We start from the raw sequence: 11,345 nt of genomic DNA, 5'->3' as shown, positions 1-11,345 counted from the left end.
GGGTGGGAGGAGGGTGCGGGCCTCGCCAAACTGCGCGTCTTCACCTCCGAGGTCAGCCACTTCAGCGTGAAGAAGTCCGCGAAACTCCTCGGCCTGGGCCAGGACGCCGTGGTCTCCGTCCCGGTCGGCGCCGACAAGCGCATGCGGACGGTCGCCCTCGCCCGCGAGCTGGAGCGCTGCGAGCGGGACGGCCTCATCCCCATGGCCGTCGTCGCCACCGCGGGCACGACCGACTTCGGCTCCATCGACCCGCTGCCCGAGATCGCCGAGCTGTGCGCGCGGTTCGGCGCGTGGATGCACGTCGACGCGGCGTACGGCTGCGGACTGCTCGCCTCGCTCAGGCGCCGTGCGCTCCTCGACGGCATCGAGCGCGCCGACTCCGTCACCGTCGACTACCACAAGTCCTTCTTCCAGCCGGTGAGTTCGTCCGCCGTGCTGGTCCGGGACGCGGCGACGCTGCGCCATGCCACGTACCACGCGGAGTACCTCAACCCGCGCCGTATGGTGCAGGAGCGCATTCCCAACCAGGTCGACAAGTCCCTGCAGACCACCCGCCGCTTCGACGCGCTCAAGCTGTGGATGACGCTGCGCGTGATGGGCGCCGACGGCATCGGCCAGCTGTTCGACGAGGTCTGCGATCTGGCGGAGGAGGGCTGGAAGCTGCTCGCCGCCGACCCGCGCTACGACGTCGTCGTCGAGCCGCGGCTGTCCACGCTGGTCTTCCGCTACGTCCCCGCGGCCGTCACCGACCCGGCACGGATCGACCGCGCCAACCTGTACGCCCGGAAGGCCCTGTTCGCCTCCGGTGACGCGGTGGTCGCGAGCACCAAGGTGGGCGGACGCCACTACCTGAAGTTCACCCTGCTCAACCCCGAGACCACGGCCGACGACATCGCCGCCGTGCTCGATCTGATCGCCGGCCACGCCGAGCAGTACCTGGGAGAGTCCCTTGACCGCGCTTCCTGAGGCCACGAACAGCACGTACGACTTCGTGGGGATCGGGCTCGGCCCCTTCAACCTCGGCCTGGCCTGTCTCACCGAACCGATCGACGAGCTCGACGGCGTCTTCCTGGAGTCCAAGCCGGACTTCGCGTGGCACTCGGGCATGTTCCTCGACGGCGCCCATCTCCAGACCCCGTTCATGTCGGACCTGGTGACACTGGCCGACCCGACGTCGCCGTACTCCTTCCTCAACTACCTCAAGGAGTCCGGCCGCCTCTACCCGTTCTACATCCGTGAGAACTTCTACCCCCTCCGGGTCGAGTACGACGACTACTGCCGCTGGGCCGCCGGAAGGCTGGGCAACGTCCGCTTCGGCACGACGGTCACCGAGGTGACGTACGACGAGGAGGCGGAGCTGTACGTCATCCGCACGGAGAACGGCGCGAGCGGCGAGACCACCGCGAGCAGCAGGACCGGCAGGACGTACCGCGCCCGCCACCTCGTCCTCGGCACCGGCACCGTCCCGTACATCCCCGAGGCCTGCCGGGGCCTGGACGGCGACTTCTTCCACAACGCGCACTACATGCACCGCAAGGCCGAACTCCAGGCGAAGAAGTCCATCACGATCGTCGGCAGCGGCCAGAGCGCCGCGGAGATCTACCAGGAGCTCCTCGCCGAGATCGACGCCCACGACTACCGGCTCAACTGGATCACGCGCTCCCCGCGCTTCTTCCCCCTCGAGTACACCAAGCTGACGCTGGAGATGACGTCCCCGGACTACATCGACTACTTCCGCGCGCTGCCCGAGGAGACCCGCTACCGGCTGGAGAAGCAGCAGAAGGGCCTGTTCAAGGGCATCAACTCGGAGCTGATCGACTCGATCTTCGACCTGCTGTACCAGAAGAACGTCACCGGCGGCGGCCGCCCGGTCCCCACCCGCCTCCTCACCAACTCCTCGCTGAACACCGCCCGGTACAAGGACGGGGTCTACACCCTCGGCTTCCACCAGGACGAGCAGGACAAGGACTTCGAGATCCGCACCGAGGGTCTCGTCCTCGCCACCGGCTACCACTACCGGCCGCCCGCGTTCCTCGACCCGGTCCGCGACCGCCTCCTCTTCGACGGCCACGGCCGCTTCGACGTGGCCCGCAACTACGCCGTCGACACCACGGGCCGCGGGATCTTCCTCCAGAACGCGGGCGTGCACACCCACTCGGTCACGTCCCCCGACCTGGGCATGGGCGCGTACCGCAACAGCTCCATCATCCGCGAGCTGCTCGGCACGGAGTACTACCCCGTGGAGAAGACCATCGCGTTCCAGGAGTTCGCCGTATGAGCACCAGGCCCGGGCTCGGAACGTTCACCGTCCGCCCGCTCGATCCCCTGAGCGACGCCGAGCTGCTGCACCGCTGGGTGACCCACCCCAAGGCGGAGTACTGGATGATGCAGGGCGCGAGACTGCAGGACGTCGAGCGCGAGTACATGGGCATCGCTGCCAGCGAGCACCATCACGCGTACCTCGGGTTCCACGACGGGGAGCCCGCGTTCCTGATGGAGAAGTACGACCCGCGGTACATCGAGCTGGTCGGCCTGTACGAGCCGGAACCCGGCGATGTCGGCATGCACTTCCTGGTCGCCCCCACCGACCGGCCCATCCGCGGCTTCACCAAGGCCGTCATCACCGTGGTGATGGACGAGCTGTTCGCCGATCCGCGCACCCGGCGGGTCGTCGTCGAACCCGATGTCACGAACACGGCCGTGCACGCCCTGAACAAGACCGTCGGCTTCGTCGCCGCGCGGGAGATCGACAAGCCGGAGAAGCGCGCGCTGCTGAGCTTCTGCACACGCGAGCAGTATCTGACGGCACGAGGGGCAGCCGTCCTCGCCGCCCAAGGAGTTTCCCCATGACCCTGTCCGACGCCGTGGCGCATCTGTCCCCCCACCGCTGGGCGACGGCCAACCGCCTCCTCGTCCGCAAGGCACTCGCCGAGTTCGCACACGAGCGGCTCATCACGCCGGAGGCCGCCGGAGACGACCGGTACGCCGTCCTCAGCGACGACGGCCTCACCCGCTACGAGTTCACCGCCACGCGCCGCGCCCTCGACCACTGGCAGGTGGACGCGGACTCGATCACCCGCCACCACGACGGCCGCGAACTTCCCCTCGCCGCCCTGGACTTCTTCATCGAGCTGAAGAAGACACTGGGCCTGAGCGACGAGATCCTGCCCGTCTATCTGGAGGAGATCTCCTCCACCCTCTCCGGGACCTGCTACAAGCTCGCCAAGCCGCAGATCCCGGTCGCCGAGCTGGTCCGCTCCGGCTTCCAGGCCATCGAGACCGGGATGACCGAGGGCCATCCCTGCTTCGTCGCCAACAACGGCCGCCTCGGCTTCGGCGTCCACGAGTACCTCTCGTACGCCCCGGAGACCGCGAGCCCGGTCCGGCTGGTCTGGCTGGCCGCGCACCGCTCACGGGCCGCCTTCACGGCGGGCGTGGGCATCGAGTACGAGGCGTTCCTGCGGGACGAGCTGGGCGAGGCGACGGTCGAGCGGTTCAACGCCGTCCTGCGCCACCATGACCTCGACCCGGCCGACTACCTCTTCATCCCCGTCCACCCCTGGCAGTGGTGGAACAAGCTCACGGTCACCTTCGCCGCCGAGGTCGCCCGGAAGCATCTGGTCTGCCTGGGCGAGGGCGACGACGAGTACCTCGCCCAGCAGTCGATCCGGACGTTCTTCAACCGGTCGCACCCCGGGAAGCACTACGTGAAGACCGCCCTGTCGGTCATCAACATGGGCTTCATGCGCGGACTCTCGGCCGCGTACATGGAGGCGACCCCGGCGATCAACGACTGGCTGGCCCAGCTCATCGAGGGCGACCCGGTGCTGAGGTCGACGGGCCTGTCGATCATCCGGGAGCGCGCGGCCGTGGGCTACCGGCATCTGGAGTACGAGGCCGCCACGGACCGCTACTCCCCGTACCGGAAGATGCTGGCCGCCCTGTGGCGCGAGAGCCCGGTGGAGTCCCTCCAGGAGGGCGAGTCGCTCGCCACCATGGCCTCGCTCGTCCATGTCGACCACCAGGGCGGTTCCTTCGCGGCCGCGCTGATCGAACGGTCGGGCCTGACACCCACGCAGTGGCTGCGGCGCTACCTCCGGGCCTACTTCACGCCTCTGCTGCACAGCTTCTACGCCTACGACCTGGTCTTCATGCCGCACGGCGAGAACGTCGTCCTCGTCCTGAAGGACGGTGTCGTGCAGCGCGCGATCTACAAGGACATCGCCGAGGAGATCGCGGTCATGGACCCGGACGCGGTGCTGCCGCCGGCGGTCGAGCGGCTGCGCGTCGACGTGCCGGAGGACAAGAAGCTCCTGTCGGTCTTCACGGACGTCTTCGACTGCTTCTTCCGCTTCCTGTCCGCAAACCTCGCGAGCGCGGGCGTCCTGGAGGAGGACGACTTCTGGCGCACGGTCGCCGAGGCCGTCCGTGAGTACCAGGAGGCGCGGCCGGAACTCGCCGACAAGTTCCGGCAGTACGACATGTTCGCGCCGGAGTTCGCGCTGTCCTGCCTCAACCGGCTCCAGCTGCGCGACAACGAGCAGATGGTGGACCTCTCCGACCCGGCCGGCGCCCTCCAGCTCGTCGGCACCCTGAGGAACCCCATCGCGGGGCTGTAGTACACGGGCGGCCCCTCACAGACGGGCGGCCCCTCACAGACGGACGGGCACCTCGGAGTACGGTCCTCCGAGGTGCCCGTCACCGTCACGAACCTATCCGGCCGGCCAGGGCACCTGCGGCGACCGGTGGTACTCGATCCCCAGCGCGTCCCACCGCGGCCCCTGCGCCGCGAGCCGCACCCGGTACGCGTCCCAGTCGTGCGTGGCCGCGGGCGACCAGCCGAGCTCGGCGACGCCCGGGAGCCTGGGGAAGGCCATGTACTCGATGTTCTCCGGCGTCACGATCGTCTCGGTCCACAGGGGCGCCTCCACCCCGCGGACGGCCGAGGCGGGCGCTCCCGCCAGATAGTCGCCCGGGTCCCAGTCGTACGACCGCCGCACCTCGACATGGCCCGCCCAGTCCAGCCCCAGCGGGGTGTCCTCGTCGTACTTCATGTCGAGGTAGATCCGGTCGGCGGGCGAGAGGATCAGTCCCGTCCCGCCCCGCGCGGCGGCCGCGACCCGCTCCTTCTCCTCGGCGTCCGTGCTGTCGAGCCCCCAGTACTGGGCGAGCGCGCCCTTCGCCGGGGTCGCCCCGGTCAGCTGGTGCCAGCCGATCACCGTCTTGCCGTACTTCGCCACGAGCGGCTGCACCCGGTCCATGAACTTCACATAGTCCTCGTGACTGGTGGAGTGCGCCTCGTCGCCGCCGATGTGGAGATAGCGGCCGGGCGTGAGCGCGGCGATCTCCCGCACCACGTCGTCCACGAAGTCGTACGTGATCTCCTTGGACACGCACAGCGAGCTGAAGCCGACCTCGATGCCGGTGTAGAGCGGGGGCGCGACCCCGTCGCAGTTCAGCTCGGGGTACGAGGCGAGCGCCGCGTTGGTGTGGCCGGGCATGTCGATCTCGGGGACGACCTCCAGATGGCGCGAAGCCGCGTACCGGACGATCTCCTTGTAGTCGGCCTTGGAGTAGTGGCCGCCGGGTCCGCCGCCGACCTGGGTGGAGCCGCCGTAGGTGGCGAGCCGGGGCCAGGAGTCGATCGCGATGCGCCAGCCCTGGTCGTCGCTGAGGTGCAGATGCAGCTTGTTGACCTTGTAGAGCGCCAGCTGGTCGATGTAGCGCTTGACCTGGCCCACGGTGAAGAAGTGCCGGGAGACGTCCAGCATCGCGCCCCGCCAGCCGTAGCGCGGGGTGTCCTTGATGGTGCCGCCCGCGACCAGCCACGGGCCCGGCTGCACGGAGTCCTTCTCGACGGCGGCGGGGAGGAGCTGGCGCAGGGTCTGTACGCCGTGGAAGAGCCCGGCGGGCTTGCGCGCGGTGATCGTGACTCCGCCGCGGCCGCTGTCGAGGCGGTAGCCCTCGTCACCGAGGGACGCGTCCTTGGACGCCAGCGTCAGTCGTATGCCCTTGCCCTGGTCGTCCGTCACCGGTAACCGGTAGCCGGTGGAGGGACGCAGGACGTCCGCGAGATACGCGGCGATCCGGCGGGCCTCCCGTGAGCCGTCCACGAGGATGCGCGTGCCGTTGGTGATCCGGTACGGCGCCCCGCCCGCCTCCACGGACGCGGGGGCCGGGATCACGTGACCGAGCGGGGTGGGCGTCGCCCGGGCCGGTGCCGCCCCGACGGCGGAGGCACCGGCCGCCGTCACGAGCAGCAGCGAGCCGAGAAGACGAGTCGTTCTGCGGTGCTGTCTCACCTGAAGTTCCTTCCATCAACCCATCTGCCAGTCGAATGGTATGGACCAACCTCCCCCGACGGGCGGTGAAACAATCCCCGCATGGCGGAAATCATCCAGCGTGACGGCACCTGGGCCTTCTACGGCGACACCCTGCGGCTGACCCCTGGACGCGACAAGGGCGTGAGCCTGTTGCGCAGGACGCTGGGTGAACTCGAGGTCCCGCTGGGCGCGTTGGTGGGGGCTTCCTTCGAACACGGCAAGAAGTCGGGGCGGTTGCGGCTGAGGCTGCGGGACGGCGCGGACCCCCTGCTCCAGGCGACCGGCGGGCGGCTCACCGACTCCCTCGACCCGTACCAGCTCACCGTCGAGTCGGACCGGTACGGCGTCGCCGAGTACTTCGTGGACGAGATCCGCAACGCCCTGCTCCTCGACCAGGTCCCGTCCGGCCCCGTGGACGGGTATCTGCTGCCCGGCCCCGCCGTCCCGCTGTCCGTCTCCGCCGGGGACGGCACGGCGAACTTCGACGGCGAGCAGGTGCGCCTGGAGTGGAACTGGAAGACGGAGGAGGCCAAGGCCGCCGCCGGTGCCCGTACGCTCGCGCTCACCGACATCCAGGCCGTGGAGTGGCATCCGGCGGTCGGCCTGGAGAACGGCCATCTCCGCTTCACCGTGCGGGGCGCGCCCACCAAGGCCCCGCCGAAGTACGACCCGAACTCCGTGGAGCTGTGGGGCTTCAAGAAGGACCCCCTGATGGCGCTGGTCGCGGCCGCGGTCCAGGCGCGGCTCCCCCACCCGTCGGCCTCCGCCGCGGACGAACCGCCGAAGCAGCTCCCGGGGGCCCGCGAGCCCGAGAGCACGGCCTCCGCCGAGGACGAGCACGACGCCCTCCTGCGCCGCCTCCGCGAACTCGGCGAGCTGCACCGGTCCGGCGTCCTCACGGACGAGGAGTTCACGATGGCCAAGCAGGCGGTCCTCAAGCGGATGTGAATGCTCCCCTCACGTATGAGACATTCAAGGTCCACCCGAGGGGTTTCAGCAGGCTCCTGCCCGGAATCGGGCAGAATTCTTGCAGAAACGGCACCCCGTACCTCAGGATCAACGGGTGCACGACGAACTCGTTGATCATCTGACGCGGTCCACGCCCCTCAGCCGGGGCGAGGCGCTGCGCGTGATCCAGGACGTGCTCGCCTACTTCGACGAGACGACCGAGGAGTACGTCCGTCGCCGCCACCGGGAGCTCCAGGCCCAGGGCCTGGTGAACTCGGCGATCTTCGAACGGATCGATGCGGACCTGAGGTACCGCGCGGTGGCACCGCCCGAGCTCACGCTCAGACAACTGCGCCGCATCGTCTACGGCTGACGGCCGGCCACCACCACACCTGGTCATCGGGACGACTGACCACGAACGGGGAGAAAAGGGAGAACTGTATGTGCGGAATCGTCGGATACATCGGTAAGCGCGATGTGGCCCCGCTCCTGCTGGAGGGCCTGCAGCGACTGGAGTACCGCGGCTACGACTCGGCGGGCATCGTCGTGACGTCGCCGAAGGCGGCGGGCCTGAAGATGGTGAAGGCCAAGGGCCGGGTCCGTGATCTGGAGGCCAAGGTCCCCGCGCGCTTCAAGGGCACCACCGGCATCGCCCACACCCGCTGGGCCACCCACGGCGCCCCGTCCGACACCAACGCGCACCCGCACATGTCGGCCGACAACAAGGTCGCCGTCGTGCACAACGGCATCATCGACAACGCCTCCGACCTGCGCAGGAAGCTGGAGGCCGACGGCGTCGAGTTCCTCTCCGAGACCGACACCGAGGTCCTCACCCATCTGATCGCCCGCTCCCAGGCCGAGACCCTGGAGGAGAAGGTCCGCCAGGCCCTGAGGATCGTCGAGGGCACGTACGGCATCGCCGTCATGCACGCCGACTTCCCGGACCGCATCGTGGTGGCCCGCAACGGCTCGCCGGTCGTCCTCGGCATCGGCGAGAAGGAGATGTTCGTCGCCTCGGACATCGCCGCCCTGGTCGCCCACACCCGGCAGATCGTGACCCTCGACGACGGCGAGATGGCCACGCTGAAGGCCGACGACTTCCGTACGTACACCACCGAGGGCACCCGCACGACGGCCGAGCCGACCACCGTGGAGTGGGAGGCGGCGTCGTACGACATGGGCGGCCACGACACGTACATGCACAAGGAGATCCACGAGCAGGCCGACGCCGTGGACCGTGTGCTGCGCGGCCGCATCGACGACCGGTTCTCCACCGTGCACCTGGGCGGCCTGAACCTGGACGCCCGCGAGGCGCGCCAGATCCGCCGCGTCAAGATCCTCGGCTGCGGCACCTCGTACCACGCGGGCATGATCGGCGCCCAGATGATCGAGGAGCTGGCCCGTATCCCCGCCGACGCGGAGCCGGCCTCGGAGTTCCGCTACCGCAACGCGGTGGTCGACCCCGACACGCTGTACGTGGCGGTCTCCCAGTCGGGCGAGACCTACGACGTACTGGCGGCCGTCCAGGAGCTCAAGCGCAAGGGCGCGCGGGTGCTGGGCGTGGTGAACGTGGTCGGCTCGGCGATCGCCCGCGAGGCGGACGGCGGCATCTACGTGCACGCGGGCCCGGAGGTCTGCGTGGTGTCGACCAAGTGCTTCACGAACACCACGGTCGCCTTCGCGCTGCTCGCCCTGCACCTGGGCCGCACCCGTGACCTGTCCGTACGGGACGGCAAGCGGATCATCGAGGGCCTGCGGAAGCTGCCCGGGCAGATCTCCGAGATCATGAAGCAGGAGGAGGAGATCAAGAAGCTGGCCCTGCAGTACGCCGAGGCCCGCTCGATGCTCTTCATCGGCCGCGTGCGGGGCTACCCGGTGGCCCGCGAGGCCTCACTGAAGCTCAAGGAGGTCTCGTACATCCACGCCGAGGCCTACCCCGCCTCCGAGCTCAAGCACGGCCCGCTGGCGCTCATCGAGCCCGCCCTGCCGACGGTCGCGATCGTCCCGGACGACGACCTGCTGGAGAAGAACCGCGCCGCCCTGGAGGAGATCAAGGCCCGCAGCGGCAGGATCCTGGCGGTGGCCCACCAGGACCAGGAGAAGGCCGACCAGACGCTCATCGTCCCGAAGAACGAGGACGAACTGGACCCCATCCTCATGGGCATCCCGCTCCAACTCCTCGCGTACCACACGGCCCTGGCCCTGGGCCGCGACATCGACAAGCCCAGGAACCTCGCCAAGTCGGTCACGGTGGAGTAGTCGCGCCCCTGAAAGGGGCGCGGGGCTGTGTCGATATGCGGCTCCGCCGCGTGGGCGCGAGCAACCCCGGACACCCCCCACGGGCAGAGCAAACAGGACGGTCCCCCGCGTGTGCCACCTTCACGCGGGGGACCGTCTCTCGCCGGGGAGTCGCCCAACTCCCCAGCCTGCGCGGCTAGCCGGTGGCCGTCACACCTCGGCCGGCAGCGCGTCGCGGAAGGGTCGTCGGCCAGTGGGCGAGCGCGGCCGTCGCCGCGTACCAGGCGGCCAGGCCGCCCGCCGTCGCGAACCAGCCGCCGACCTTGGCGAGTCCCGCGCTGTCCCCGAACTGGGCGACGGCGAGCAGCAGCATTGCCGCGCAGAGCAACCCGTACGCGCCCCGGGTGAGTTGGGAGGCGGCCGACGCCCCGAGCGTCAGGCTGAGCGCGACGAGCGCGAACAGGAGCAGGAAGAGCCCCGCCGCGTTGGCGGAGACCTGCGCGTCGGCGCCCGCGCCCCAGGTGAACCAGAGGGCGCCGAGGGCCGCGAAGGCCGTACCCGTGAACGTGTCACGGTCGCGGAAGGCCAGCAGACCGGCGATGAACAGCGCGATGCCGCCGACGTACGTGGCGAGAGAGACGGCGTCCGCCGCCGTCACGCCGTCGATCACTTCGGTGTGACCGAGGCCGAAGGCCAACAGGGTGAGTCCGAGCGCGAGATGGCCGAGGGTCGAGGTGGTGTTTCCCGCAGAGACGTCGTTGTCCACGGCGGGCTCCCTTCATGCATGTGCAGTTGTGCTGCGCGACACCGGTCGACAAGGTGGGACCGGCGACCGGTATATGCCCTTCACAAAAGCACAAACACCTCTACGCGCCAGTAGATTCGGGCGGTGAGGCAAGGGGACCGATCTCGCCCAGGGCTCATCTCACCTGGGACAACGGCGGGTTACGGAATGACAACGACGGGGCGCCGCGCGCGCTTCGCGAGCCGGCCCGCGACCGAGCCGAAGATACGGCCGACGATCCCGTGCGTGGAGCCGACGACGATCGCGTCCGCCTCGTACTCCCGGCCCACCTCTTCGAGCTCGTGGCAGATGTCGCCACCGCGCTCGACGAGGATCCAGGGCACCTCGGCGAGGTACTCCGCGCAGGCGAGCTCCAGGCCGAGGACCTCGGTGCGGTGGTCGGGGACGTCGACGAAGACCGGTGGCTCGCAGCCGGCCCAGACGGTCGTCGGCAGCCGGTTGGCGACATGCACGATGATCAGGCCCGAGCCGGAGCGGCGGGCCATGCCGATCGCGTAGGCGAGGGCGCGCTCGCTGGACGTCGAGCCGTCGAAACCGACGACGACGCCGTGCTTGAAAGCGGGATCGCAGGTGGGGCGTGCTTCTTCCGCCGCCAGCGGGTCGGCCGCCGTGGGATCGGCTACCGGCCGCCGCTTGCGGTCCGCGGGGTCGAAGAATTCGTGACCGGCCATGGGTGTCTCGGCGTTCGGATCCTCGTGGGTGTGGGACGACACTGTGCGGCGGAGCTGTGTCCGGGAATCATCTTCCCAACCCCATACCCCCAAGGGTACGGCGGCACGCCTCCTTAGCCCAGACCCCGGCAGAAGCCGCGCGGGGTTCCAGGGAGCATGCACGAGCGGACGCCCGCAACGCAATGGTTGCTGCCTCGTACAGGCGGTTTGCACAGCGTTCACTCATGGGACAAGGCGGGCGAGGCGCGGGATCCGCCCAGTTGACGGGCCGCCCCGGCCGCAAACCGCCGCTCCGGCAGTGACCGACCGGACAGCCGCGCGTTGAACCCGGGTAAGCCACCCCCCTCAGGGAGCACGCAG

The 11,345-nt window shown here is 69.5% G+C and carries 9 protein-coding genes and 1 pseudogene; 7 read left to right on the top strand and 3 right to left on the bottom strand.

What is annotated here, in order from left to right; translation table 11 throughout:
* The 4 genes and pseudogenes from desA to FNH04_RS31295 form a co-directional block, all read left to right on the top strand.
* Nucleotides 1-966, top strand: a pseudogene (gene desA, locus FNH04_RS31310) (lysine decarboxylase DesA); the annotation flags it as partial.
* Entirely contained in the window at nucleotides 950-2,278 is a 1,329-nt protein-coding gene (locus tag FNH04_RS31305) for a lysine N(6)-hydroxylase/L-ornithine N(5)-oxygenase family protein (protein ID WP_152789148.1), read from the top strand. The pseudogene desA and the gene FNH04_RS31305, both read left to right, overlap by 17 nt.
* Nucleotides 2,275-2,850: a GNAT family N-acetyltransferase gene (locus FNH04_RS31300; protein WP_152789147.1), complete on the top strand. Its 576-nt coding sequence runs from the start codon at nucleotides 2,275-2,277 to the stop codon at nucleotides 2,848-2,850. The genes FNH04_RS31305 and FNH04_RS31300 overlap by 4 nt, the downstream gene beginning before the upstream one ends.
* Entirely contained in the window at nucleotides 2,847-4,619 is a 1,773-nt protein-coding gene (locus tag FNH04_RS31295; RefSeq protein WP_152789146.1) for an IucA/IucC family protein, read from the top strand. The genes FNH04_RS31300 and FNH04_RS31295 overlap by 4 nt, the downstream gene beginning before the upstream one ends.
* 93 nt (nucleotides 4,620-4,712) lie before the next feature.
* Here the strand turns inward: FNH04_RS31295 and FNH04_RS31290 are convergent, their stop codons facing one another.
* Complete coding sequence (locus FNH04_RS31290; RefSeq protein ID WP_322724372.1) at nucleotides 4,713-6,302, bottom strand: beta-N-acetylhexosaminidase; 1,590 nt, start codon at nucleotides 6,300-6,302, stop codon at nucleotides 4,713-4,715.
* Between the two features lie 81 nt (nucleotides 6,303-6,383).
* Between FNH04_RS31290 and FNH04_RS31285 the strand changes: the two genes are divergently transcribed.
* The 3 genes from FNH04_RS31285 to glmS all read left to right on the top strand — a co-directional run bounded on the left by FNH04_RS31285 (nucleotide 6,384) and on the right by glmS (nucleotide 9,530).
* The gene (locus FNH04_RS31285; protein ID WP_152789145.1) at nucleotides 6,384-7,271 is read left to right on the top strand and encodes a DUF4429 domain-containing protein; all 888 of its coding nucleotides are present in this window, start codon (nucleotides 6,384-6,386) and stop codon (nucleotides 7,269-7,271) included.
* A 115-nt stretch (nucleotides 7,272-7,386) separates the two neighbouring features.
* On the top strand, nucleotides 7,387-7,644 hold the full coding sequence (locus FNH04_RS31280; protein WP_322724370.1) for a hypothetical protein: 258 nt from the start codon (nucleotides 7,387-7,389) through the stop codon (nucleotides 7,642-7,644).
* Between the two features lie 68 nt (nucleotides 7,645-7,712).
* Complete coding sequence (gene glmS, locus FNH04_RS31275; RefSeq protein WP_152789143.1) at nucleotides 7,713-9,530, top strand: glutamine--fructose-6-phosphate transaminase (isomerizing); 1,818 nt, start codon at nucleotides 7,713-7,715, stop codon at nucleotides 9,528-9,530.
* A 175-nt stretch (nucleotides 9,531-9,705) separates the two neighbouring features.
* Here the strand turns inward: glmS and FNH04_RS31270 are convergent, their stop codons facing one another.
* Nucleotides 9,706-10,275 carry a GPR1/FUN34/YaaH family transporter gene (locus tag FNH04_RS31270; protein ID WP_322724369.1) on the bottom strand — a complete coding sequence of 190 codons (570 nt, stop codon included), beginning with the start codon at nucleotides 10,273-10,275 and terminating at the stop codon, nucleotides 9,706-9,708.
* 179 nt (nucleotides 10,276-10,454) lie between these two features.
* The gene (locus FNH04_RS31265) at nucleotides 10,455-10,985 is read right to left on the bottom strand and encodes a universal stress protein (protein WP_152789142.1); all 531 of its coding nucleotides are present in this window, start codon (nucleotides 10,983-10,985) and stop codon (nucleotides 10,455-10,457) included.
* Nucleotides 10,986-11,345: the final 360 nt, after the last annotated feature.

The sequence above is a fragment of the Streptomyces phyllanthi genome (genome assembly GCF_009377205.1).
Taxonomy (GTDB): Bacteria; Actinomycetota; Actinomycetes; order Streptomycetales; family Streptomycetaceae; genus Streptomyces; species Streptomyces phyllanthi.
The sequence above is the reverse complement of the archived record's forward strand: the minus strand, read 5'-3'. Positions and strand labels throughout refer to the sequence as shown.